Annotated in this window: 23 protein-coding genes and 3 tRNA genes; 19 read left to right on the top strand and 7 right to left on the bottom strand. The window is 57.4% G+C overall.

All coding sequences use genetic code 11. The annotated features are described in order from the left end of the window. The first annotated feature begins 182 nt into the window (after positions 1–182). The 4 genes from gltX (at position 183) to I6I72_RS00980 (ending at position 2,831) form a co-directional block, all read left to right on the top strand. Positions 183–1,691 carry a glutamate--tRNA ligase gene (gene gltX, locus I6I72_RS00995; RefSeq protein WP_172954268.1) on the top strand — a complete coding sequence of 503 codons (1,509 nt, stop codon included), beginning with the start codon at positions 183–185 and terminating at the stop codon, positions 1,689–1,691. Between the two features lie 280 nt (positions 1,692–1,971). Then, a tRNA-Gln gene (locus I6I72_RS00990) sits at positions 1,972–2,043 on the top strand. A 35-nt stretch (positions 2,044–2,078) separates the two neighbouring features. Continuing rightward, positions 2,079–2,151: transfer RNA gene (locus I6I72_RS00985), tRNA-Glu, on the top strand. Positions 2,152–2,758: 607 nt separating this feature from the next. Further along, a tRNA-Glu gene (locus I6I72_RS00980) sits at positions 2,759–2,831 on the top strand. Positions 2,832–2,937: 106 nt separating this feature from the next. Here the strand turns inward: I6I72_RS00980 and I6I72_RS00975 are convergent. Together I6I72_RS00975 and I6I72_RS00970 are read right to left on the bottom strand one after the other, a co-directional pair. After that, positions 2,938–3,570: a hypothetical protein gene (locus I6I72_RS00975; protein ID WP_049145897.1), complete on the bottom strand. Its 633-nt coding sequence runs from the start codon at positions 3,568–3,570 to the stop codon at positions 2,938–2,940. A gap of 105 nt (positions 3,571–3,675) precedes the next feature. Continuing rightward, a complete protein-coding gene (locus I6I72_RS00970) occupies positions 3,676–3,969 on the bottom strand; it encodes a hypothetical protein (protein ID WP_005531701.1) in 294 nt (97 codons plus the stop codon). Between the two features lie 273 nt (positions 3,970–4,242). Between I6I72_RS00970 and I6I72_RS00965 the strand changes: the two genes are divergently transcribed. Together I6I72_RS00965 and I6I72_RS00960 are read left to right on the top strand one after the other, a co-directional pair. Then, positions 4,243–5,049, top strand: a complete 807-nt coding sequence (locus tag I6I72_RS00965; RefSeq protein ID WP_236592648.1) for a hypothetical protein — start codon at positions 4,243–4,245, stop codon at positions 5,047–5,049. A gap of 41 nt (positions 5,050–5,090) precedes the next feature. Next, positions 5,091–5,681 carry an HD domain-containing protein gene (locus tag I6I72_RS00960; protein WP_049063548.1) on the top strand — a complete coding sequence of 197 codons (591 nt, stop codon included), beginning with the start codon at positions 5,091–5,093 and terminating at the stop codon, positions 5,679–5,681. A gap of 61 nt (positions 5,682–5,742) precedes the next feature. On the opposite strand, the gene I6I72_RS00955 is transcribed toward I6I72_RS00960, so the two are convergent. Further along, positions 5,743–6,426: an IclR family transcriptional regulator gene (locus I6I72_RS00955; RefSeq protein WP_070508559.1), complete on the bottom strand. Its 684-nt coding sequence runs from the start codon at positions 6,424–6,426 to the stop codon at positions 5,743–5,745. A gap of 50 nt (positions 6,427–6,476) precedes the next feature. Between I6I72_RS00955 and leuC the strand changes: the two genes are divergently transcribed. The 3 genes from leuC to I6I72_RS00940 all read left to right on the top strand — a co-directional run bounded on the left by leuC (position 6,477) and on the right by I6I72_RS00940 (position 9,712). Next, a complete protein-coding gene (gene leuC / locus I6I72_RS00950; protein WP_005531697.1) occupies positions 6,477–7,895 on the top strand; it encodes a 3-isopropylmalate dehydratase large subunit in 1,419 nt (472 codons plus the stop codon). Positions 7,896–7,942: 47 nt separating this feature from the next. After that, on the top strand, positions 7,943–8,527 hold the full coding sequence (gene leuD, locus I6I72_RS00945; RefSeq protein ID WP_049145891.1) for a 3-isopropylmalate dehydratase small subunit: 585 nt from the start codon (positions 7,943–7,945) through the stop codon (positions 8,525–8,527). A 177-nt stretch (positions 8,528–8,704) separates the two neighbouring features. After that, positions 8,705–9,712: a hypothetical protein gene (locus tag I6I72_RS00940; RefSeq protein WP_129720886.1), complete on the top strand. Its 1,008-nt coding sequence runs from the start codon at positions 8,705–8,707 to the stop codon at positions 9,710–9,712. Positions 9,713–9,839: 127 nt separating this feature from the next. On the opposite strand, the gene I6I72_RS00935 is transcribed toward I6I72_RS00940, so the two are convergent. After that, positions 9,840–10,838: an NUDIX hydrolase gene (locus tag I6I72_RS00935; protein ID WP_049145886.1), complete on the bottom strand. Its 999-nt coding sequence runs from the start codon at positions 10,836–10,838 to the stop codon at positions 9,840–9,842. A 208-nt stretch (positions 10,839–11,046) separates the two neighbouring features. On the opposite strand from I6I72_RS00935, the gene I6I72_RS00930 reads away from it, so the two are divergent. After that, on the top strand, positions 11,047–12,045 hold the full coding sequence (locus I6I72_RS00930) for an NAD(P)H-dependent glycerol-3-phosphate dehydrogenase (RefSeq protein ID WP_005531693.1): 999 nt from the start codon (positions 11,047–11,049) through the stop codon (positions 12,043–12,045). A 23-nt stretch (positions 12,046–12,068) separates the two neighbouring features. Continuing rightward, positions 12,069–13,133 (top strand): D-alanine--D-alanine ligase family protein, encoded by a 1,065-nt coding sequence (locus I6I72_RS00925; RefSeq protein WP_049063543.1) that lies wholly within the window; start codon positions 12,069–12,071, stop codon positions 13,131–13,133. Positions 13,134–13,152: 19 nt separating this feature from the next. Here the strand turns inward: I6I72_RS00925 and I6I72_RS00920 are convergent, their stop codons facing one another. Then, positions 13,153–14,055 (bottom strand): DUF3515 domain-containing protein, encoded by a 903-nt coding sequence (locus tag I6I72_RS00920; protein ID WP_049145883.1) that lies wholly within the window; start codon positions 14,053–14,055, stop codon positions 13,153–13,155. A 44-nt stretch (positions 14,056–14,099) separates the two neighbouring features. On the opposite strand from I6I72_RS00920, the gene I6I72_RS00915 reads away from it, so the two are divergent. From I6I72_RS00915 to I6I72_RS00880, 8 genes are all read left to right on the top strand, one after another. Then, entirely contained in the window at positions 14,100–15,071 is a 972-nt protein-coding gene (locus I6I72_RS00915; protein ID WP_049151715.1) for a thiamine-phosphate kinase, read from the top strand. 103 nt (positions 15,072–15,174) lie between these two features. Further along, on the top strand, positions 15,175–15,786 hold the full coding sequence (locus I6I72_RS00910; protein ID WP_201807297.1) for a uracil-DNA glycosylase: 612 nt from the start codon (positions 15,175–15,177) through the stop codon (positions 15,784–15,786). A 10-nt stretch (positions 15,787–15,796) separates the two neighbouring features. Continuing rightward, positions 15,797–17,143 (top strand): DAK2 domain-containing protein, encoded by a 1,347-nt coding sequence (locus tag I6I72_RS00905; RefSeq protein ID WP_049145876.1) that lies wholly within the window; start codon positions 15,797–15,799, stop codon positions 17,141–17,143. Positions 17,144–17,145: 2 nt separating this feature from the next. Then, positions 17,146–19,260: an ATP-dependent DNA helicase RecG gene (locus I6I72_RS00900; protein ID WP_049145874.1), complete on the top strand. Its 2,115-nt coding sequence runs from the start codon at positions 17,146–17,148 to the stop codon at positions 19,258–19,260. Positions 19,261–19,323: 63 nt separating this feature from the next. Beyond that, entirely contained in the window at positions 19,324–19,539 is a 216-nt protein-coding gene (locus tag I6I72_RS00895; RefSeq protein WP_049145872.1) for an acetyl-CoA carboxylase biotin carboxyl carrier protein subunit, read from the top strand. Next, positions 19,536–20,138: a 16S rRNA (guanine(966)-N(2))-methyltransferase RsmD gene (gene rsmD / locus I6I72_RS00890; protein WP_005531678.1), complete on the top strand. Its 603-nt coding sequence runs from the start codon at positions 19,536–19,538 to the stop codon at positions 20,136–20,138. Before I6I72_RS00895 ends, rsmD begins: the two co-directional genes overlap by 4 nt. 3 nt (positions 20,139–20,141) lie before the next feature. Continuing rightward, positions 20,142–20,618: a pantetheine-phosphate adenylyltransferase gene (gene coaD / locus I6I72_RS00885; RefSeq protein WP_049151714.1), complete on the top strand. Its 477-nt coding sequence runs from the start codon at positions 20,142–20,144 to the stop codon at positions 20,616–20,618. Beyond that, entirely contained in the window at positions 20,618–21,358 is a 741-nt protein-coding gene (locus I6I72_RS00880; protein WP_034657546.1) for a sulfite exporter TauE/SafE family protein, read from the top strand. Before coaD ends, I6I72_RS00880 begins: the two co-directional genes overlap by 1 nt. Positions 21,359–21,449: 91 nt before the next feature. Here I6I72_RS00880 and I6I72_RS00875 read toward each other — a convergent pair whose 3' ends face one another. Together I6I72_RS00875 and I6I72_RS00870 are read right to left on the bottom strand one after the other, a co-directional pair. Then, complete coding sequence (locus I6I72_RS00875; protein ID WP_053084999.1) at positions 21,450–21,956, bottom strand: hypothetical protein; 507 nt, start codon at positions 21,954–21,956, stop codon at positions 21,450–21,452. Then, positions 21,956–22,636, bottom strand: a complete 681-nt coding sequence (locus tag I6I72_RS00870) for a hypothetical protein (protein ID WP_236592647.1) — start codon at positions 22,634–22,636, stop codon at positions 21,956–21,958. Before I6I72_RS00870 ends, I6I72_RS00875 begins: the two co-directional genes overlap by 1 nt. Between the last annotated feature and the right edge of the window lie 90 nt (positions 22,637–22,726).

Below are 22,726 nucleotides of genomic sequence, written 5' to 3'. Positions count from 1 at the left end.
TCACTATAGAAAATGACAACCATTACCGGTAGCAGAAACTCGCTCCCGATAGTGGTCGCTGGGAAAACTTAATGAAATTGACTTTCGGTTACCCCAATTTGGGTTTAACCCGTCGATGGGGAGGGCAGTGCGGGGTGATGCAGGCTTGGCCGGTGGTACGGCGCTAAAGCGCCTGCACTACCATGGTCGGCATGACTGAAACTATTTCTGACGTACGCGTACGTTTCTGCCCATCGCCCACCGGCACCCCGCACGTGGGCATGGTCCGTACAGCCCTGTTTAACTGGGCTTACGCCCGCCATACCGGTGGCAAGCTCGTCTTCCGCATCGAAGACACCGACGCTGCACGTGACTCCGAAGAGTCCTACCAGGCGATTATCGATTCGCTGAAGTGGCTGGGCATGGACTGGGATGAGGGCGTTGTTACGGGCGGCCCGCACGAGCCTTACCGCCAGTCTCAGCGCATGGACATCTATGCCGATGTTCTGGAGAAGCTGAAGGAGGGTGGCTACGTCTACCCGGCTTATTCAACTGCTAAGGAAGTGGAGGAGCGCCACAAGGCGGCTGGCCGCGACCCGAAGCTGGGCTATGACAACTACGACCGCGATCTCACCGATGAGCAGATCGCTGCATTCGAGGCTGAAGGCCGCAAGCCGGTGTGGCGCCTGCGCATGCCGGAGCAGGATTGGACCTGGAAGGATCTCGTTCGTGGCGAGTTGACCTTCAAGTCTGAGACCCAGCCGGACTATGTTGTTGCACGTTCCAACGGCGCGCCGCTTTACACTCTGGTTAACCCGGTCGATGACGCGCTGATGGGCATCACTCACGTTCTGCGTGGTGAGGACCTTCTTTCGTCCACTCCGCGTCAGTTGGCGCTCTACGAGGCTCTGAAGGAACTTGGCATCGCTAAGCAGACCCCTGAGTTTGGCCACCTGCCATTCGTTATGGGTGAGGGCAATAAGAAGCTGTCCAAGCGTGACCCGCAGTCCAACCTCTTTAACCACCGCGACGCCGGCATTATCCCGGAGGGCATGCTCAACTACCTGTCCCTGCTGGGCTGGTCCCTGTCTGCGGATCAGGACATTTTCTCCGTGGACGAGCTCGTTGCGAACTTCGATGTGGAAGACGTTCTGGGTAACCCGGCTCGTTTCGATCAGAAGAAGCTGGAGGCTATTAACGCCGATCACATTCGCTTGCTGGAACCCGAGGTCTTCGCGCAGCGTCTGCGTGATTACCTGACCGAGTACACCGATTTCCCGGCCGACTATGACGATCAGAAGTTTGCCTTCGTGGCAGACCTCGTTCAGACCCGCATCAAGATGCTGGGCGACGCCTATGGTCTCATGAGCTTTCTGGTTACTCCGGATTCCGAGCTGGAGCTCGACGAGAAGTCCGCAAAGAAGAACCTCAAGGAAGATGCGGTGCAGCCGCTGGAGGTCTCTATTGCTCGCTTGGAGGAACTGGAAGAGTGGAAGACGGACGCCATTGAGTCTGTACTGTCCAAGGCCCTCATCGAGGAGCTTGAGCTGAAGCCGCGCAAGGCCTACGGAGCTTTGCGCGTAGCTATCTCTGGCCAGCAGGTCTCTCCGCCACTGTTTGAGTCCATGGAGCTGCTGGGCAAGGAGTCCACCCTCAATCGCTTGCGTGCCGCTCTGGCTGTCACGCCGTTCCAGGCGCCCGTGCAGCAGTAGTGGCAAAGATGTAGCTACTAGCTAGGCACTTCTCGTGGCCCCATTCCCGCAATGCGTTGGGAGTGGGGCTGCTGTCTTTGTGGGCGCCTGTAAATGGCCGCCACCGGGCAAAGCGCATCGATGTAATTAGAACGCTTTCAAAGCCACCTTATTAGCCCCAAAACCCGCAATGACATTGCGATTTGTGTGAAAACCGAAACGGCGGCTATAGTAATAAACCGTTGCAGCGAGCAACACCGCGGGGTTTGACTCCAAGGTAGTTAAGAGCTCAAAGCGATAATGGCCTATGGTGTAATTGGCAACACTACGGTTTCTGGTACCGTCATTCTAGGTTCGAGTCCTGGTAGGCCAGCAGTGATGACTGCTAAGCAGAAGTCACAGTTCTATGCCCCGTTCGTCTAGCGGCCTAGGACGCCGGCCTCTCACGCCGGTAACACGGGTTCAAATCCCGTACGGGGTACAAATAGAAAATCTCGAAACACTTTCGTTAAAGATCGTGTTTCGGGATTTTTCTTATGTTGGCGGCGCGGACCGGTCCTTGTTTACCCCATACCAGCGCGCTAAATCTCGAGCACTTCTTGTCTTAGGCTTAAGTACCAGGGGGGGACCACTGGGAAGTTCTCCAAAGTGCTTCCGCGGCTGATATTCGGTGCCTAGACTGCAGATACAAGCAGTTACCGGATGAAAGGAGAGTAGATGGCGGATATTGAAACGCATCATTTTCACCGACGCTACTCTAACGCCTTCGACTAGGCAGCATCGCTAGAATCCTTAACTTCCTTTTAAACCAACTCTCGTAGAAGTAGGAGCCTCGTGCGAATGCTGTTAGACGTTAAGCGTCATCCCGAACCCGAGTTGGCACGCTAAATTTCCAGGCTCTGTCTATCAACAGATTGCAAGCGGAATAACCACTGATTCGATCCGCGCCCAGCCTAAGAGAAAGCAAGCTGCTAACCACGCAAGAAAAGCGCCAAAGGGTTCGGGATTTTTCTATTGCTAGCAGGCGATTTGTTTAAGTGTTTAGGCATCGTTTACTCTTAACAAGTCCGCAACGGACAGCTAAACGAGCCCCGTTCGTCTAGCGGCCTAGGACGCCGGCCTCTCACGCCGGTAACACGGGTTCAAATCCCGTACGGGGTACAAATAGAAAATCTCGAAACACTTTCCAGGTGGTTAGTGTTTCGAGATTTTTGCTTATGGTTTAAAAATCGTGCGTACCGATCGCTGGCGCTTTTGACTCAATGCCCTAGACGATGAAAATCGTGGCGTTGTTGCCGCCCTTGCAAGTGATCAGCGAGTTTTCGGACACGGTGCAGCTCATCTGATAAGCCTTGCCGGTTACTGGGCTAGCAACGTTTAAGGAGCCGGGGATATACCCGCGGAGGTCCTCTGCAGGGCTTGGGGTGGCATTGATAAGCGCACTGGTGGTTTCCTTGGCAAAGTCACAGCTGGTGTTGGGGCCCGCCATGAGGAAGTTGATGTGGTAACCGTCACCCATCATGCACAGCTCGGATGGAGTGCCGTTAACCGTCACTTTCGTTCCTGAAGCGTCTCCCGCCTGTACGCCGAGGGAGTCGATGAGCTTCTGGCGTGCGTCTTGGTCGGTGACGTGGTTGCTGGGGTCTTCCTGGCCATTACCTTGTGGGGTTGCCTGCTGTGCCACGGTTTGTGGTGCGTTAAGGTCCAGCGTGGGCTGCGGGGCGTCGGGGACAGAAGCGCCGTTGGTTTGCTGAAGGGCCTTTAACTCTTCAAAGCTGTTGTTGAAGCTTGGCTCAGCCGGGGAGGGTTGATCGCTCGGGGCGGGGCTGCAGGCCGCAGCAAAGCCGCCGGCGAGTGCGATGGTGGCCAGCGTTAGCGGAAGGCGTCGTGAAGCAAACATGCCCTAAGCCTAACGCGGATCGTGTGGCGTATGTTCGAAAAGATTAAAACCGTCACCTCTAAGAAAGAGGTGACGGTTGAGGTAACGGGTATAGCTCGCTACCGATTAGTGGTCATCCCAGTGACCTTCGTGGGCGGCGTGGCGGTGGCCATCGTGCAGGTAGTCAACATGATCGCCGTGAGGGATGGCAACGTGGCCGCAGCCCTCGCCATGCTGGTGATCGTGGTCAGCGTGCTCATGGTGCTCGGTGGTCTCGCACTCGTCCCAGTGGCCCTCGTGCTCACGGTGGATGTGGCCCTCGTGGAGGTAGTCGGTGTGATCCTTGTGAGGGAAAGCAACGTGGCCGCAGCCTGCGCCGTGGACGTGGGTGTGCTCTTCGTGGATGGTGTGGGTGCTCATGGAAAGCTCCTTCAGGTTGGTGCGGTTTGCCCGCGTTTTCAGTACGTTTTCATTTAACAACATTTTCATTCCAATTTCAATAAACCGCGCTAACTTTTTCAAAATATTTTCAATTTCACTCCTTGTCGGTGAAACTCTGAGCCTTTTCCTGGTCTTTCCCTGGCTTCGAATGGGTGAGCCGGGAAGGGGGTGCAAGAGGTAGCGCGTGTAGGTATAGGAAAAAATTGGTGAAAGCGCTATGTTATGGAAGTAACTGAAGTGAAAGGGGAGAAGATGCGAGGCTTAAAGAACGGCCTGGTCGCAGCTGCTGCGGCCTTCATTGCAATAGCGGGAGGCCAGGCCATTGCGCAAGCTGCGCCGGGTGTATCTGTGACGCAGGGGCAGGTTGTGATGACGGCTGAGGGGGCCAGCTGCACCGTGGGCTATGTTGAGGGTGACCGTGCCTGGACGGCTGCGCACTGCGGCCTGTCAGGGCAGCAGGTTTATAACCAGTTTGGCCAGCACGTAGGAACGTTGCGTTGGTTTAAGCCATCGGGCGCTGCAGAACATGACTTGGCGTATATCCAATTTGCGGCTGGAACGTATAGTGGGGGCAACCCAAAGACGGGTGACGGTATTCGCCCGGTTCCTGCACCAGGTACTGATGTTTGCATTAATGGGCGTCTGAGCGGCAACGACTGTGCACAGGCTATTAATGGTCCGCGTGACTTCGATGGCATGAACTATGCCAACAACATCCCGAAGGTAAATGGTGACAGTGGCTCGGGCGTGTACGTCCCGGGACAACCAGGCGTTGTCGGAATCTACCAAGGTGGCACCGTTGTCTCACGTAATGGACAAACGGCCTTCTTTAGCAACTACGCGCGCATGCCTTACGCGAACGAGCTCGCCGCACTTCCGCATAAGGGCTTTGTCGCCCGCCGTCCTGATATTGCCACTCCACGCAATATCGTCGAGGTTCCTGGCGTCGAGTTACGCAAGGTAGGCGACCAGGTGGAAGGCCTTGCCACCACGAGCAGTGAAGGCTTTGGATTCGATGCCATCCGTGGCATTGCAAACAACTACGGCATTATCATCTAGTGACTAGTGACTAGTGACTGTGGCTTGAGAGGGGCGAAACCATGTGGCAAAACACTGGGTCTGAAGTTCTCACGCCGCATATTGTGCGTGCGCTAGACGTCGCTGCGCGGGCACACGACGGACACTATCGCAAGGGGAGCGATACCCCATACGTTTCGCATCTATTTGGCGTGATGCACCTCGCTGCAGCGCAGGGGCTGGCGGACGATATCCGTGAAGACGTCCTCATTGCTTGTTTGCTCCACGACACGTTGGAGGATGTCCCTGAGCGCTATTCGGCCCAGCAGATGGAACAGGACTTCGGCCCGCACGTACTGAATATCGTCCGGGGAGTAACTAAGGATGACTCCTTGGAATCGTGGCGCGAGCGTGCAGACGCATACTTGGCTCACCTGAGGGGTGCCTCCGAGGCGTCGGTCATCGTCAGCGCCTGCGATAAGCTTCACAACCTCAGTTCTATCCTTGCCGACCATGATGCTTATGGCGATAAGCTGTGGGCGCGGTTCAACAGCGGTAGATCAGACCAACAGTGGTGGTATGGGGCCGTCTTTTCCGTTGTAGAACAGCGATGCCCGCAACTGCCGCTGCTCGGTGAGTACCGGCAGAAGCTAGAAAAGCTGCGGGCTCTGTAGCTTAGAACTCAGTAGTGAGCTGAACTCAGTGTTGAGCTGAACTCATAATGCGCGGAGCCGTTTAGAGGCGTGCGGTGAGCTGTGTCGCGGCGTCGGCAAGCAGCGGAGCGTACTTCTGTGCCGGGGAGGGGCGGAAGCGCTCGGCGGAGCCTGAGACCGAAATAACCGCCACGAGGTTGCCGGCCGAGTCGAATACTGGGGCGGAGATCGAGGCAAGACCCGTCTCGCGTTCTTCGATCGACTCGGAATAGCCATTCTCGCGGGCTAGAGCGACGTCTTCATCGCTAAAGGTGGCCCCAGTAGTGTCGATGTTGTCGAATGCCGCGAAAATGCGGGCGGCTGAACCGGAAGTAAGCGGTAGCTGGCGGCCTACCGGTACCACGTTGTGCAAGCCGGACTCGGGCTCGCGAGTGGCAACGCAAGTGCGAGAATTGCCGGAGAGCTGATAAAGCTGGACGGATTCACCAGTCTCAGCGAGCAGGCGTTCCATGATCGGACCGGCTGCTTCGATGATGTGATCCCGGTTGCCGGGAAGTGCAGGGCCCGCGCCCCACTTGCCGTCGGGTGTGCGGGTCAGGATTCTGTGAACTTCCAGTGCGGTTGCGAGGCGATGGGCTGTTGCCCGAGGTAGACCGGTGGTCTCACATAGTTCGTTGAGGGTGGACGGACGGTTGGCTGCGGCCATCATGATGGCGACGGCGCGGTCAAGTACCTTAATTCCGGATACTGCGCTATACTCTCCCATACAGTGAAATCTACGTTCCAATTAATGAGATTTCAAGTGGAGTGATTGAAATGACTGAGAAACTGACCCTAGCTGAGAAAGTTTGGCGCGACCACGTCGTGCAGAAGGGCGAGAATGGCGCTCCTGATCTGATTTATATTGACTTCCAGCTCCTCCATGAAGTTACCAGCCCACAGGCCTTCGATGGCCTGCGCCTCGCTGGACGTAAGATGCGCCATCCGGAGTTGCACCTTGCCACCGAGGACCACAATGTCCCGACCGTAGGTATCAAGACCGGCAACCTCTTGGAGATTAAAGACGAGATTTCCCGCACCCAGGTCTCTACGCTGCGTCAAAACTGTGAAGAGTTCGGGGTTCGTCTTCACCCCATGGGCGATGCGCAGCAGGGCATTGTCCACACCGTGGGACCCCAGCTGGGTATCACCCAACCCGGCATGACCATCGTGTGTGGCGACTCTCATACTTCGACCCACGGTGCTTTTGGCTCCATCGCGATGGGCATTGGTACCTCCGAGGTTGAGCACGTTATGGCTACCCAGACCTTGTCTCTGAAGCCCTTTAAGACCATGGCAATCGAAGTTAGCGGCGAGCTCGCAGAGGGCGTTTCTGCCAAGGATCTGATTCTGGCGATCATCGCGAAGATCGGTACCGGTGGCGGCCAGGGCCACATTATCGAGTACCGCGGCGAGGCTATCCGCAAGATGTCTATGGAAGCCCGCATGACCATTTGCAATATGTCCATCGAGGCTGGTGCACGTGCTGGCATGGTCGCGCCGGATGAGACCACCTTTGAGTACGTCAAGGGCCGTGAATTCGCGCCGAAGGGTGAGGACTGGGATGCAGCGGTCGAGTACTGGAAGACTCTGCCAACCGACGAGGGCGCGCAATTCGACACCGTGGTCGAAATTGACGGTTCTGCACTGACCCCGTTCGTCACCTGGGGCACCAACCCAGGCCAAGGCCTCCCGCTGGGCGAGAGCGTGCCGGACCCCGAGTCTTTTGGGGATGAGAACTTGAAGGCCGCTACTGTGAAGGCTCTCGCCTACATGGACCTGCAGCCAGGCACCCCGCTGCGTGACATCAAGATCGACACCGTGTTCCTGGGCTCGTGCACCAACGCGCGTATCGAGGATCTGCGTGCCGCTGCGGAGGTGGTGAAGGGCCGTACCATCGCGCCGAGCACCCGTATGATGGTGGTTCCTTCCTCTGCTGTAGTCAAGGTCCAGGCAGAAGAAGAAGGCCTGGACAAGATTTTCACCGACTTCGGTGCTGAGTGGCGCACCGCAGGTTGCTCGATGTGCCTGGGTATGAACCCGGATCAGCTCAAGCCTGGGGAGCGCTCGGCATCTACCTCGAACCGCAACTTTGAGGGCCGCCAAGGCCCAGGCGGGCGCACACACTTGGTCTCGCCGGCGGTTGCCGCAGCAACTGCCGTGACCGGTCACCTCGCGTCCCCGGCTGACCTTTAACTCACCGACCCATAGCCATATCTGCAGATAACTAGGAGACTACGACAATGGAAAAGTTCGTAACCCATACCGGTGTTGGTGTCCCACTTCGCGCATCCAACGTCGATACTGACCAAATCATCCCGGCGCGCTACTTGAAGTCGGTCAAGCGCACAGGCTTTGCCGACGGCCTGTTTTCTAACTGGCGTTCCGACGAGAACTTCGTCCTCAACCAGGAGCCGTTCAACCATGGTTCGGTGCTCTTCGCCGGCCGCGACTTTGGTACTGGTTCCTCCCGCGAGCATGCGGTGTGGGCGTTGAGCGAGTTCGGTTTCAAGGCGGTATTCTCGTCGCGCTTCGCCGATATTTTCCGCGGCAATTCTGGCAAAGCCGGTTTGCTAACTGGACTTATGGAACAAGAGGATATCGAGCTTATCTGGAAGCAGCTCGAGCAAGGCGAAACCGAAGTAACGGTGGATCTGGAGGCTCGCAGTGTCACGGTCGGCGGCAACTCTTACTCTTTCGATATCGATGACTACACCCGTTGGCGCCTGATGGAGGGCCTCGATGACATTGGGTTGACCCTGCGCAGCGAAGACGCCATCGAGACATTCGAGGCACAGCGTGCTGCCTTTAAGCCCGCTGTATCTTAAGGCATTTTTAGCGCTCGTATCAGCGTTTAGAAATGCCCTATTTGCCCTAATCCGCAGACACATGCGGAGATGAAGGTGAGTGGGACTGCTTATGTTTTGCCCCCGTTGCGTGAACAATTGGTAACGGGTGCCGCGCATGGCTGTTAGCGAATTACCAGCGATAATATTGTTGCCTACATGAGTAATAATTTTGGTAATAATAATGACTTTGGTGCCGGTCAAGGTTCAAACTATGGTCAGCAGGGCGGCGACGCCTACGGTGGTGGCTCTTACGGTGGGCCCACCGGCCCGGCAAATCCCTTCTCGCAGGGCAATAGTGGCGTACCCGGCCAGCAGCCTTTTAGCGACAGCAATCAGCAGTCCTACGGGGCTTATTCGCAGCAGCCTATGCAGCCGCAACAGGGACAATACATGCAGTCGCAGGCAGGTTATGCGGGCTATGGAAACGGGTCCTATCAGAACGCGCCACGCCAGCTCGATGCTATGGACGTTATCGGACAGGGTTTCAAGGGCTTCTTCCGCAATTGGGCTCCGTGGACCGGCGCGATTACCGTTCACTTCATTATTCTCGTCGTAGTCATGGTCGTCCCTATGCTTTTTGGTGGCGTACTCGCCTTAGGATCGGCGTCAACGAGCAGTAGCTATGACTATTATGGCGACAGCTCTTTCGATAGCGCCAGCACGGGAATGAGCGCGGCTGCAGTGCTGTCAATAGTCTTGGGAGTCGTGATTGGCTTGGTCTACAGCTGTTGGATGATCGGCAATATCCAGTGTGCCGCGTCCAAGGAAGCTGATGGGCAACGAGCCACCTTCGGAGACTTCTTCAAGTCCAAGAATGCATTCGCTGTTGCAGGACATTCACTGGTCGCTGCTCTAGTGGTTAGTGCTGCTTCCCTTTTGTTTGTTATCCCCGGCATTATTGCAGCGTTCTTGCTCTACTTTGTGCCATATATCAAGGCAGATAACCCACAGATGAGCATAGGGGAGACTTTCCGCGCATCTTATGAATTGACCAAAAACAACATTGGCCAGAGCCTTTTGTGCATCGTGATCTGTGGATTGCTCGTCGGCATCTTGTTCTACATTCCGGCCGTAGGTTTTGGTTTTGCCTACGGCGTGCAATCGATGGTGCTGCTGCTGTTCTACCGCTACGCAGCGGGTAAGCCCGCTGTGCGTTGGACCTAAGTTAAGGCCAAAAGGCGCACAAGCTGCTTTGCAGTCTGTTCTAAAATAGCTAATCCCCAGTCCTTTCGCCGCATTCTAGAAGTAGCGACAGGTCTGGGGATTTTTTCTACGGTCGTCCCTATTGCTTTTAACGCACAGGAAGGGAGCTGGCGAGGTAGTCAGCGCCGGTGAGCTCGCCTTCGTTGAAGGAAAGGACCCACACCGAGCCCTTCTTAAACTTGAGGTCTTCAAAATCTACCTTAAGGAACTTTGGATCGAGGTCCTTGAGGATGCCCGGGATAGTTTCGCCCTGGCTGACAATGACGGGGATGCCGCCGCGTGAGACAACGCGTTGGAATGCTGCCTTCGCCGCAGTGGGATTGCTTAGCCACACTTCGTCACCGAAGTCCTTGTTTATTGCAATGTCCAAGCCAAGTTCATCCGCCAAGGGTGCTGCGGTTTGTTGGCAGCGTTGCGGTGCTGCCGAATAAATAGCGGTGGGATGGAATGGCGCCAGCATGGGAACGAGCATTTCTGCTTGGCGACGCCCCTTCTTGTCCAACGGACGCAGGTTGTCGTCGCCAGCCCAGTTGCGGCGCTCATGCGCGTGGGCATGGCGGGCGTAGAGCACGCGTGTGGTGGGGGCCAGGAGGAGGCGTTTCTTAGCCTTTTCCAGCACATCGGTATCAACGGCGTAGGTCAATAGCTCGCTGGCCTCATCGATGGGCATCCAGCGCAGTTCATCGGTTTCGCTGTTGTCTGTGAAGTCACCGCTGAGTACCTTGGCGAGCCAGTAGTAGACCACCTTGGTGCGCCCCTGCACTGGGTATGTCACCTTGCCGATGAGCTTGCCTAGCTTGGCGTCGTAACCGGTTTCCTCACGGAGTTCGCGCGCGGCGGTAGTAGGAAGCGATTCGCCCGGATCGACCTTGCCCTTGGGCAGGGACCAGTCGTCATAACGGGGGCGGTGAATAATGGCTACCTCTGGGTCATGAGGGTTTCCGCGCCACAGCACAGCGCCAGCTGCCAAGGTGGTGCGCTTGAATTCCTTGGCTGGGTTGGTGGGAATTTCCTGGTGTCGGCCGGAGATGAATACCTCAGACTTTACGTCCTTGTCAGTCTCGTGCATGTTCTTTGCCTTCGGCATTGTGCTCCTTTAATGATTATGGCGCGCAGATTAACGCTTCTATTTTCCACTTTCTGGGCGAGCTTTGCATCCGCACGCGCCGCGGCGAAGTTTGTCCACCCCTATGTGGAAGTAGCGAGCGCCGAAGCAGTCTTAGTCCAGGCTTCCCGTGCGTTAGTCTGGGTGCAGAAAATAGTCCATGAATAAGTCTGGGATTAGAGGTAGGGCAATGCATAACGTTGCGGTGATGGGTGCCGGTTCTTGGGGTACGACCTTGGCAAAGGTGTTTGCTGACGCAGGCAATGAAGTTCGTCTGTGGGCTCGGCGCCCAGCACTGGCGCAAGCAATCAACCAGACCCACGTCAACGCCGATTATCTGCCGGGCTTGGCGCTGCCAGAAAGCCTTTACGCGACGTCGGATGCTACAGAGGCACTGGCTAACGCAGACATCGTGATCTTTGGCGTGCCATCCCAGACGCTGCGCTCCAACCTAGAGAAGTGGACTCCGCTCCTGCCAGCTGACTCCACCCTGGTATCGATCTCCAAGGGCGTGGAGTCTGCGACGCTCAAGCGCATGAGCGAGGTCATTGCAGACGCAACCGGAGTAGAGGCGTCGCGTATTGCTGTGCTCTCGGGTCCAAACTTGGCCAAGGAGATCGCTGGGGAACAACCGGCGGCCACAGTTATCGCGTGCACCGATGAGGAACGCGCAAAGCTGGTGCAGCATGCAGCGGCGGCCCCGTACCTACGTCCGTATACCAATACGGACGTCATTGGCGCGGAAATCGGTGGCGCTTGCAAGAACGTCATCGCCCTGGCCTGCGGTATGGCCTCTGGACGAGGCTTAGGCAACAACACGCTTGCCACCATTATCACCCGTGGATTGGCAGAGATCACCCGGCTTGGTGTGGCGCTTGGTGCGGATCCTTTCACCTTTTCCGGCCTCGCGGGCATGGGCGACTTGGTGGCAACCTGCAGCTCGACGTTGTCTCGCAACCGCACCTTCGGTTACCGCCTAGGCCAAGGCGGAACGCTGGAAGAAGCCAAGGCTGCCACAAATGGGCAAGTCGCAGAGGGCGTCATCTCCTCGGATTCTATCTTCCGCCTCGCCCAACAGGTTGGGGTGGAGATGCCAATTACTCAGGCGGTGTTCGGCGTGTGCCACCGCGGAGTGAGCGTAGAAGACATGATTGTTGCGTTGATGGGGCGTACTAAAAAATCGGAGTAGCCGGCGGGGTAAAGTTTGACTCCATGAGCGAAAAGATCCGTGTAGCCGTAGTTTATGGCGGCCGTAGTTCCGAGCATTCAGTTTCCTGCATTTCTGCAGGAGCGATTATGAAGCATCTGGATCCCGCCAAGTACACGGTGGTGCCGATTGGCATCACCAAGGATGGCCAATGGACGCCAGGCACCATGGAAGGCCTAGAGATTGTTGACGGCGTGTTGCCAGAGGTCACTATGGGTGACGAGTTGGCGCTCTCCCTCAATCCTGAAACCAAAGGCCGTTTCCACAACGTGACCCAGCACAGCCACTTCGCGGAAGTCGACGTTATTATCCCCGTGCTGCATGGTCCTTATGGCGAGGATGGAACCGTCCAGGGTCTATTCGAGCTTTCCGACATCCCTTACGTTGGCGCCGGGGTCCTTGCCTCCTCCGCTGGCATGGATAAAGAGTTCACCAAGAAGCTGCTCACTGCCGAGGGACTGCCAGTTGCGCCCGAGGTGATTCTCAAAGGCCGCACCGAGCTGAGCGCTGATGAGAAGGCGCAGCTGGGGCTGCCTGTGTTCGTAAAGCCGGCACGCGGCGGATCGTCGATCGGTGTTTCCAAGGTCACCGATTGGGCAGAGTTCTCGCGCGCCGTCGAGGTGGCATTCGAAAGCGACAACAAAGTGTTGGTAGAGCCGGAAATCGTGGGCGCTGAGGTGGAAATCGGTGTGCTCGAATATGCGGATGGTTCGGTGATCGCCTCTGTGCCTGCCCAGCTCAACGGCATTGAAGAAGCAGAGGAAGGCTTCTACGACTTTGATGCTAAGTACATTGATGAAGGAGTTAGCGCACAAATTCCGGCGCCTCTTGACCCGGATCTGATCCAGACCTTGCGCGAAACTGCGGTCTCGGCCTTCCGCGCGCTCGGCTGCGAGGGGCTCAGCCGCGTTGACTTCTTCGTCACTAAGGATGCTTTCTACATTAATGAGATCAACACGTTTCCGGGATTCACGCCGATCTCCATGTACCCACAGGTTCTTGCAGCAACAGGCGTGGACTACGCCGCGCTTCTCGACGCCCTCATCGAAGGCGCGATGGCTCGCGCATAACGCGGCGCCCAGCCTCCAGCTACTGGCTTGGGGTGGCTTTAACGAGGGCGTCGCTAAGCCGCACCAGAGCGGAGTTAGCGGCGTCCTGCGGTGCGAACAGCGCTAAGTCATTCGCACGGCCGAGTGCGAATCGAGTGCCGCCAGTGGTGCCCTCAGCCAAGGTGGTGTCCTCAAACCAGGGGACGTTATTGACCTGCTGCAGCTGCGCGCCAGCAGCATAGTTCTCGGGGGGTGCTATGCCACACCGCACCACAATGTCCTCGCGGCCTTTAGCGCTCCAGACGTAGGTGTTCTTTTCTTTGATATCGGTGCGGCGGGTGTACTCGTCGGCTGCCTCCGCTGGAAGTGCTTTTTCTAGCGCGTTGCACATGTCAGCGGGTCCGGATTTGAGCTGGGAAAGCGGTGCCTGACGAGGCTCGTGCTTGGCTTTAGGAAGCTTTGTGAGTGCTTCTCCAAGACCTTCTGGACGTTCGTCATTAAACGTGGTTACTGCAACAACCGGAGTGCGTTCAGTGTTGTACCACGTGGTGAGGTTCGATCCTGGGGTCATGTCTTTTACCTGCAGCCATTGATCGCCATCAACATCCTCGGTTTGGGAATAGGTGGTGTATTGATAGGGCAGACTTGCTCCGCAGCGCAGGCTCACCGATTCAGAAGATAGTTTGGCCCATGCGACGGCCCCTGGTGGGACTGGCTCGGCGATTTCAGCCCGGGGCTGGCCCATCAATTCTTCAGGGGCAGCTGCAACAACTGCCTGGCACTCGGGGGAGTCTGCGTCTTCTGATTGAATAGGGGAAAGCGCAATTGGCGCTTTGGCTGTGTTCTCAAAGTAGAACTTGGCACCAAAAATAACCGCGAACACCATCGCTATGGAGAGGCCAAGTGAGATGAGAACGGCGGTGCTGTTAAATTGGTTGCTCATAAGCGTTTATCCTAACGCGTCGTAGAAGTACAAACTCAAACCCCATGAGAAAGGCAATCGTGCATTTGTCTCACACTCTCGGGCAAGCAGGGGAACACTATGTCATCGGTGAGATCATCGCAGCGGCGCCGAGTGCCCTCAATGGCGACGACGCGGCAGTGATGTATCCCGCCACACCGAATTCCCGGACCGTGGCATCGACCGACATGATGGTCGAAGGGCGGCATTTCCGGCGCGATTGGTCAACTCCCAACGAGATTGGTCAAAAAGCCATTCTGCGCAACTTTGCGGATGTTGAAGCAATGGGTGCGCGCCCCACGGCAGCCCTACTAGCTATTGCAGCGCCTGCGGATACTCCAGTTAACTTCGTGCGAGGGATAGCCGAGGGAATCGGTCTGCGCTGTGCTTTTTATAACGCTGAGCTGGTGGGCGGCGACCTAACGCGTTCCAAGGAACTAGTCATTACAGTGACTGCAATCGGTTCCTTGGGTGGCAGCCAAGAGCCCTTGGTCTTGTCAGGAGCGCGGCCGGGTCAAAAGGTGGTCAGCCACGGCAAGATTGGCTATTCGGCTGCGGGGCTTGCGTTGCTCCAGGAGTTTGGCAGAGATTTACCGCCCGAACACGAAGAGCTGTGGCCGCTTATCGACGCCCACTGCAATCCTTGGCTAAAGCCGGGCCGCGGCGTGATTGCGCGGGCAACCGGTGCAACCGCCATGACTGATAACTCGGATGGCTTGGTGCCCGATATCGGCACGATGGCGAAGCAGTCGAATGTCCACATTGACCTGAACTCCCACGCTATTGCGCCGGACTCTTTGTTGGTGACGGCCGGAGCAGTTCTCGGTATAGACCCGTGGGAATGGGTCCTGACCGGTGGGGAAGACCACACTCTTGTGGCCACGACGCAGAAGGACGCTCCTTCGGGCTTCCGCGTTATCGGAACGGTCAACCGTGGTACCGGGCTCACCATCGACGGGAATAAGCCTCGTTATGCCTCAGGATGGCAAAGTCTCTAGCACGGTCACGCGTGAAGAGACGTTCACGCGTGAAGAGAGGGGATAGGACATTAAAGCATTACACAGTCAGCTCTTCGATACCTCGGTTATCGATGAGTCATGGTTGCCAGTCTTAGAACTTGCGCTTGAGCGCTACCTGCCAGGCATTGAAGAAGCATTGGCTGGCCAGGAGTTCTTGCCTGCGCCTCCTTACGTGTTTGCTGCTTTTAGCCTGCCGCTGCCGCAGGTGAAGGTTCTCATCGTGGGGCAGGACCCTTACCCCACGCCAGGGCATGCGATGGGGAAGGCATTCTCAACGGCTCCCGGTGTTCCCGCGCCTCGTTCGCTGCGTAACATTTATGCCGAGTTGGAGGCCGATCTGGGCATCGCGCCTAAGGCCGATGGGGACCTGAGCGCGTGGCAGGAGCAAGGGGTTCTGATGCTCAACCGCGTTCTCACCGTTGCGCCAGGTGATGCTGGTTCGCACCGGAATTTGGGGTGGCAGCACATCACGGAGGCTGCGATTAAAGCCCTGAATAAACAGCCAATGGTGGCGATCTTATGGGGTAAGGATGCCCAGGCGTGCGGCGCATTTTTACCCGACGTTCCGCGAATCGAGTCGCCGCACCCGTCGCCGCTTTCTGCGCGTCGAGGATTCTTTGGCTCTAGGCCCTTTTCCCGCACCAATGCGTATTTAAGTGACCAAGGCGCGCGGAGTGTCGACTGGCACTTGTAAACTAATCGGCATGTCTTTCCCGAGTTCGTTAGATGCCCGCGGTCTCCACAATTGGGCGATCCGCACCGTCGGCGAGCTTTCCCATCGAAGAGCTGAGATCAATGCGCTTAACGTGTTTCCGGTCCCGGACTCCGATACCGGCTCAAACATGGCGCACACCATGGAGGCCGCCCTCGCAGAGGTGGAAAAGGGCGGCGACGTAGCCGAGGCTTTGGCTATCGGCTCGGTGCGTGGTGCACGCGGCAACTCCGGCATGGTGCTCTCGCAGGTGCTCCGTGGCGTTGCCGACTCAACCGTGGACTCCCGGGTGGATGGCCAAACACTGGCAGAGGCGTTGAGCCTGGCAGTTCGACTCGTTGAGAGAGCGATTGCGCGCCCAGTCGAAGGAACGGTCATCTCGGTGCTTCGTGCAGCAGCAGCTGCAGCGGAGGAATCCGCCCAGCGCCCTGGTGTTCAGCTCCATGAAATCTTGGTTGATACCATCACCGCTGCGCGCGAAGCGCTAGAGAAAACACCCACCCAGCTGGCGGTCCTCCGCGAGGCTGGAGTGGTCGATGCAGGAGGAACTGGATTCGTCATCCTGCTCGAGACACTCTTGGCCGAGATCGAGGGCGGTGCCGTTCGCGATGCTGAGGCTATTGAAGAGGTAGAGGCTGAGCTCGAGGTGGTCTTCTTCTTCGAAGGTGATTTGGTTGCGCTCGAGCAGATCTTGGCGCCGCACGGCAACAGCTTGGTCGTAGCGCGCGCAACCGAAGACGCTGGCACCGTTCACATTCACACCCGCGAGGCGGGCCCTGTCATTGAGATGGCTTTCGCAGCTGGAGCAGTAAGCAGCCTGCGCCTCGAGGTTCTTCCTGAAGCACAAGCACAAGCGGAAGCTGAAGCGGAAACGCGCACCATCTTCGCCGTTGCGCCAGCTGGTCCTGTAGCCGCGCTATTCGAGACCGTTGGTGCCCGGATCGTGCGTCCTGATGAGGTCGTGGAGACCTCGGCGGCGCAGGACATCTATCTGCCCAACGGCTACGGTGGTGACGCCGGCGATGCCCGCGTTGTGCCCACCGCCTCCCTGGTGGCCGGACTCGCTGCGATTTCGGTCTACGAGCCAGATAACCCGGATACCGACTCCATGGTGTCAGTCATGCGCGACGCCGCGCGTTCCATGCGGGTAGATAGCCCAGATGAAGAGTCAGTGGAGGCAATCATCGCCAAGAGCCGGGAGCTGCTCGCCGGGGGCGGGGAACAAGTGACTATCCTGTCTGGTGTTGAGCTCAGCGACGCTGAGTTGAGCGATGAGCTCGACGTAGAAGTCGTTGCGATTCACGTAGGCGGAATCACTACTGAAATTGGGGTGGAGTAGGCATGTTGGGCTGGCAAGATGATCGGCTATTAAAGGATGTCTTGCCTGCGAAGGATGCCGCCAAAATCAAAAAGGCCTTTGGGTACACCACCTGCGGGCAGCTGCTTAGCCATTATCCGCGCGACTACATCCGCCACAACAAGGAAGTAGGCCTAGGCGGCGCCAATGAGGGCGACTACGTCACCGTCACCGGCCAAGTATTGCGCCTCCAGCAGCGCAACACGGGCAAGGCTTTCCTGCTGACATTGTCGATGGATAACGGCATCACCGCCACCTTTTTCAACGCCCATTACCTGACGCGAGTTTTGCGCCAGGGCATGCGCTTGATGCTCAGTGGCAAGCTCAAGTACTTCCGCGGTCAGCCACAGCTTCAGCATCCTGACTTTGTCATCATCGATGCCGGCGGGCAGAGCGATGCGCTTTACGACGTCGACGATTCAGCAAGTGGCCCCAAGCTCAAGGCCACGGGCTCGCTGCGCAACCTCTCGCAGTTTGGCCAACTCGAGCAGCTGCTCGAGCAGGAGTGGATCCCTGTGTATCCGGCCAGCGGTAAGGTCACCTCGTGGTACATCATGGGCGCCATTCACATGGTCTTGGCACATACGCCGCCGATTCCTGAACCATTGGACTATCGCATGATGGTGAGCCTGGATCAGGCTGTGCGCGAGATTCATCAGCCCACGGCCGCTGGCCCTGAACGCGCTATCCAGCGGCTGAAGTACAACGAGGCGCTGTCCATCGGTATTGTTATGGCACTGCGGCAGCGCGATAGCCAGGCGCGCACTGCGGTGGCCATGCCCGCCATTCTTGAGGGATATCGTGACGAGTTGCTGGCTAACCTGCCTTTCGAGCTCACAGCAGGCCAACGCCAGGTCATCGGCGAGATCGACGCGGATCTCTCCGGCACGCTGCCAATGATGCGCCTGCTACAAGGCGAGGTCGGCTCGGGCAAGACCATGGTTGCAACCTGCGCGATGCTCCAAGCCGTCGATGCCGGCAAACAGGCAGCACTTCTTGCCCCGACGGAGGTCCTCGCGGCGCAACACGCGGCGTCGATTAGCGCCAGCGTCCCTGCTGGAGTAACCGTTACCTTGTTGACCGGTTCTATGCGTACAGCACAAAAGCGCCAAGCGTTATTGGACATTGTCTCGGGTGAGGCCGACATCGTTATCGGCACACACGCGATAATCCAGGACACCGTCGAGTTCTTTGACTTAGGCCTTGTGGTGGTCGACGAGCAACACCGCTTCGGAGTCGAGCAGCGCGACAGCCTGCGCAATAAAACCAGGGAGGGAATTAGCCCACACCTATTGGTGATGACGGCGACGCCGATTCCGCGCACGATTGCCATGACCGTGTTCGGCGATCTTGCGGTCTCTACGCTCAAGGAGCTGCCGGGTGGGCGCAAACCTATTCAATCGAATGTGGTTCCCGAATGGGCCCCCGCCTGGGTGCAGCGCGCCTTGGCTCGCATCCGCGAGGAGGTTGCGGCCGGCCATCAGGCCTATATCGTGTGCCCCCGTATCGAAGGCGAGGGTGGGGTTCTCGAGGTAGCAGAACAACTGGAAAGTGGACCGCTGCAGGGGCTAACCGTGGACATACTGCACGGCAGGACGGCCGACAAAGAAGAAGTCATGAATCGCTTTAGCCGAGGCGAGACTGATGTGCTGGTCTCCACGACTGTGATTGAGGTGGGTGTGGACGTACCCAATGCCACGGTGATGCTCATCCGCGAGTCAGAGAACTTTGGAGTATCTCAGCTCCACCAGCTGCGCGGACGTGTGGGTCGTGGAGGCAACGCCTCCATTTGTTTATTTCACACCATGGCTGCGGAAAACACTCCGACCTTTAAACGCATCATGCAGATCGCGGACACCACCTCCGGCTTCGAGCTCGCTGAGTTGGACTTAAAGCAACGCCACGAGGGTGACATCTTGGGCACAGTGCAGTCGGGCACGCAACGTTCCCTTAAGCTATTGGACTTGGCTCAGGATAGGGACATCGTCGAGCGCACACATGATGATGCTTTCGCTTTAGTGCAGCGCAATCCGCAACTGGCGCATGAGCTCACTAAAAATCTGAGCCAAAGTGAGCAGGAATATTTGGAGAAGAATTAGTTTTCCCGGCGGATAGTGCAGCCGGTTGAATGATGCCCCGCTTTAGGCGCTAACCTAGAAGCCATGATTATTTGCGCCCCCTTCGCCGGCACCGTGCGCTATCACGTACGCGTGGGCGAGCACGTCGCGGCAGGACAAGTGATAGCGACGGTGGAGGCGACCAAGCTCGAAGCGCCTGTTGTGGTGCCGGGGCCAGGTATCGTCGCCGAGTTGTCCCAGGAAGACTATGCCAGTGTTTATGGCGGGGATGCGCTCGCAAATATTGGGGAGGAACGATGACCAGAATCATTGCAGGCGAGGCGCGTGGGCGCAGCATAAAGGTGCCCGAGTCCGGCACTCGACCGACCTCCGACCGTGCACGCGAAGGACTGTTTTCTTCGCTCAACGTGCGGTGGGGTTTTGCCGATAGTCGCGTTCTAGATCTGTTTGCAGGCTCGGGTGCACTGGGCTTGGAAGCCGCGAGCCGTGGGGCAGAGGAGGTCGTGCTCGTTGAATCGAGTCCGGCGGCCGTAAAGGTCATCCAGCACAACATGGGCGTCGTCAAGCACCCGCGGGTGACTGTCCGCGCGATGAAAGCCTCGACGTACCTGGCATCCGCTCCGCGCAAATACTTCGACATGGTACTCGCGGATCCTCCGTACGCTTTTGACGACGTCGATGGCTTGCTTGCGGCGATTGAGCCAGTGCTTGACGACGCCGCGATAGTGGTCATCGAGCGTCACGTTGATAGCCCCGAACCCGTTTGGCCGAAGGGCTTTGAGCCGACCGGACAGAAACTGAAAAAGCGTACGTTTGGCATCGCCCGCTTTGACATGGCTATTTATCATCGAGCACTCGAGACTGAGCCGAACGGCAATGCCAGCGAGGAAGAGGAATAGAAGTTGACCACTAAAGCGGTATGCCCGGGTTCATTCGACCCGATCACCTTGGGCCACGTAGACATCATCAACCGTGCGGCTGTGATGTTCGATGAGGTGACGGTTCTGGTGACCGCCAATCCGGACAAGCCTTCAGGCCTGTTTAGCGTTGAGGAACGCGTGGACTTTATCCGCGAGACCTTCGATTCCCGCATCAAGGTCGACTGGTGGTCGGGGCTGCTGGTGGACTACACCACTGCGCATGGCATCGACACCTTGGTTAAGGGCCTGCGTTCCTCGCTCGACTACGAGTACGAGCTGCCGATGGCGCAGATGAACCGCCGGCTTTCTGGGATCGATACGATTTTTCTGCTAACCGACGAGAAGTACGGTTACATCAGCTCCTCGTTGTGCAAACAGGTGGCGAAGTTTGGCGGTGACGTGACGGGTATGTTCCCTGAACACGTAGGACGAGCCGTGGTGGAGAAGTACGCACAATGATGTGGATTCCATTAGCGATCCTAGCGACGGTAGCGCTTGGGTCGTGCCTCCAGCGCGTCTCAGGCATGGGTCTGGGTCTTGTTGGTGGACCGATCCTAACTCTGCTGTTGGGACCAGTCCAAGGAATCATGGTGATCAACGTTTTGGCGGTGGTCAATGCGCTGCTCACCACGTATTCGATGCGCGCGAACGTAGACTGGAAGAAGTTCCTGAGTATCGCACCGGTAATGGTTCTGGGCGCAATACCAGCGGCATTGCTGGTCGCAAACATTGACTCGGCGGTGCTGCTCGTCTTGGTCGGTACGGCTTTGCTCGTGGCACTGGGCGTAGTGACTTTTGGTAAGAAATTCGTGCCGGAGATGAACGGAATTGGCCCGGCCCTGTCTGCCGGCGTTATCGGTGGCTTTACCAACACACTAGCGGGTGTGGCTGGTCCAGTGATCACGGTTTATGCGCAGGCTGCTCGCTGGCCGCAAGCCGTCTACGCCGCGACGTTGCAGCCGTGCTTCTTCGTCGGCGGGCTATTCTCCGTGACGACGAAGTTGCTTGTTGGTGCCGGGGGATTCTCCGATGTCACGTGGCTCATTTGGCCAGCTGGCGTGCTGGGCATGTTCATCGGCATTACGGTGGGCAAGCGCATCGCTCGCCACGTCCCGCGCGAAAAGGCGCGCATGCTGTCTTTGAGCGTGGCGTCATTGGGCGCGTTCAGTGCGTTGGTGCGCGGCTTGCTGAGTCTTTGAAATCGACTCGTGGCCCCTTCGATCATGGCTTCGACCCAGAGGCCGAAAGGCCGCGCATTCGCGACGCCGAAGAGGCGACAGAGCCAGTGGGCTAGTTGCCCCCTTGCTCATCGGCCTCTTTGACGGCCAGCGCGAAGGCGTTGAAGCGGTCCAGGGAACTAAAGAGGGCATCCTGAGCTGCGATGATGGCGAGATTCAGCGCGTGAAAGAGCTGATCATCATTCATGCCGGCGGTGGTGACAAAGCTGGCGTCGCCACGCAGCTCAATCATGCCTTCTTCGGTTTGACCGAGCAGCGCGCGGCCATCAAAAGCTGATGCGTTGTGTTCGTTCGTGATCACTTGCAGGACTTGGGCGACATCCTCGTAGGACAGCGTGGTGGGCAAGATGCACTCCAGCTTGACCAGATCCTCCGCAACCGAAATCACCCAGTCAAGATTGTTGAGCTTGCCGCTAAGTGAATCCGGAAAGTCAGGATTCTCAACCGGGTCCATGTTGAGTTCAGGGGTGCCCAATTGCTTGGCGGTGCGCTGAACGGTCACAGCAGGAAACGACAGCTCACCGAAGAGTTGAAATGGGTCAACGTTATTGTTCGACATTAGCGGCCTTGACCTTTCTTGCGCGCAGCAGGGGACTGGTGCACATTTTCTTTCTCCTGCCACTTCACAGACTGTGGAAACTCCTGAGCCACAGTTTCGAACGCGGAGCCGAAGCTATCCAAGGCGCTCAGCACGAAGCTGCCGAGCTGGTTGCGGGTGAGACCTTCGCCGACGCCCATGGCGCGGTTGGCGCAGATGGCAATCTCTTCCGTGGGTTCCTTATCTGTGGGGGCGCCATTGCCTTTGACCCGGAAGTCATAGCTTAGCGTCGGGGCGGCCATGTTCCAGTTGAAGTGGGAGACGAATGCTCCTACTTTCGCCTCAGCGCGGGCTGGAATTCTGCCCTCCCACACCGCAAAGGCACTAAGCACATCGTCCTCTAGATCAAAATGGATCGTGATGTGGGGAAGACCGGTTTGCAGTACAAGGGCGTCGCCAAGCGAGGGGCCTGTGCTGCTCTCAGTGTTCTTTTCAGTGTTCTTTTCAGTGTTCTTTTCAGCGTGCTTCTCGGCGGTGTCATCAAGGTCGCCGTCGCTGCCGGACTCGCTGACCTTGTCTACCAAGACATAGTCTGCTTCAAGCAATTCAAAAAGCTCTGCGAGACGGTGGATATTGACCGGCTTAATTTGATGCAGGTCTGGGGATGCGAGAGATTGGTTGGAAGTGGACTTGATAGCCACGAAAGATGCCTTCTTTATCAATGGAGGATAAAAGGAGGGAGGCGCATTGGCCTCCCTCGGAAAACGGTGAGAACTTAGGCTTGGGGCGCT

Origin of the sequence: Corynebacterium striatum, from assembly GCF_016728105.1 — a bacterium.
GTDB lineage: Bacteria > Actinomycetota > Actinomycetes > Mycobacteriales > Mycobacteriaceae > Corynebacterium > Corynebacterium striatum.
This window is presented reverse-complemented; position numbering and strand designations above follow the sequence as displayed.

Excerpts from the sequence above, each read along its gene's own strand:
- I6I72_RS00940 (WP_129720886.1), top strand. The coding sequence starts at position 8,705 with ATGAGTAATAATTTTGGTAATAATAATGACTTTGGTGCCGGTCAAGGT.
- I6I72_RS00970 (WP_005531701.1), bottom strand. The coding sequence starts at position 3,969 with ATGAGCACCCACACCATCCACGAAGAGCACACCCACGTCCACGGCGCA.
- I6I72_RS00955 (WP_070508559.1), bottom strand. The coding sequence starts at position 6,426 with ATGGGAGAGTATAGCGCAGTATCCGGAATTAAGGTACTTGACCGCGCC.
- I6I72_RS00925 (WP_049063543.1), top strand. The coding sequence starts at position 12,069 with ATGAGCGAAAAGATCCGTGTAGCCGTAGTTTATGGCGGCCGTAGTTCC.
- gltX (WP_172954268.1), top strand. The coding sequence starts at position 183 with ATGGTCGGCATGACTGAAACTATTTCTGACGTACGCGTACGTTTCTGC.
- I6I72_RS00930 (WP_005531693.1), top strand. The coding sequence starts at position 11,047 with ATGCATAACGTTGCGGTGATGGGTGCCGGTTCTTGGGGTACGACCTTG.
- I6I72_RS00875 (WP_053084999.1), bottom strand. The coding sequence starts at position 21,956 with ATGTCGAACAATAACGTTGACCCATTTCAACTCTTCGGTGAGCTGTCG.
- leuC (WP_005531697.1), top strand. The coding sequence starts at position 6,477 with ATGACTGAGAAACTGACCCTAGCTGAGAAAGTTTGGCGCGACCACGTC.
- I6I72_RS00960 (WP_049063548.1), top strand. The coding sequence starts at position 5,091 with ATGTGGCAAAACACTGGGTCTGAAGTTCTCACGCCGCATATTGTGCGT.
- leuD (WP_049145891.1), top strand. The coding sequence starts at position 7,943 with ATGGAAAAGTTCGTAACCCATACCGGTGTTGGTGTCCCACTTCGCGCA.
- I6I72_RS00905 (WP_049145876.1), top strand. The coding sequence starts at position 15,797 with ATGTCTTTCCCGAGTTCGTTAGATGCCCGCGGTCTCCACAATTGGGCG.
- I6I72_RS00915 (WP_049151715.1), top strand. The coding sequence starts at position 14,100 with ATGAGAAAGGCAATCGTGCATTTGTCTCACACTCTCGGGCAAGCAGGG.
- rsmD (WP_005531678.1), top strand. The coding sequence starts at position 19,536 with ATGACCAGAATCATTGCAGGCGAGGCGCGTGGGCGCAGCATAAAGGTG.
- I6I72_RS00900 (WP_049145874.1), top strand. The coding sequence starts at position 17,146 with ATGTTGGGCTGGCAAGATGATCGGCTATTAAAGGATGTCTTGCCTGCG.
- I6I72_RS00965 (WP_236592648.1), top strand. The coding sequence starts at position 4,243 with ATGCGAGGCTTAAAGAACGGCCTGGTCGCAGCTGCTGCGGCCTTCATT.
- I6I72_RS00895 (WP_049145872.1), top strand. The coding sequence starts at position 19,324 with ATGATTATTTGCGCCCCCTTCGCCGGCACCGTGCGCTATCACGTACGC.
- I6I72_RS00880 (WP_034657546.1), top strand. The coding sequence starts at position 20,618 with ATGTGGATTCCATTAGCGATCCTAGCGACGGTAGCGCTTGGGTCGTGC.
- I6I72_RS00975 (WP_049145897.1), bottom strand. The coding sequence starts at position 3,570 with ATGTTTGCTTCACGACGCCTTCCGCTAACGCTGGCCACCATCGCACTC.
- I6I72_RS00935 (WP_049145886.1), bottom strand. The coding sequence starts at position 10,838 with ATGCCGAAGGCAAAGAACATGCACGAGACTGACAAGGACGTAAAGTCT.
- I6I72_RS00920 (WP_049145883.1), bottom strand. The coding sequence starts at position 14,055 with ATGAGCAACCAATTTAACAGCACCGCCGTTCTCATCTCACTTGGCCTC.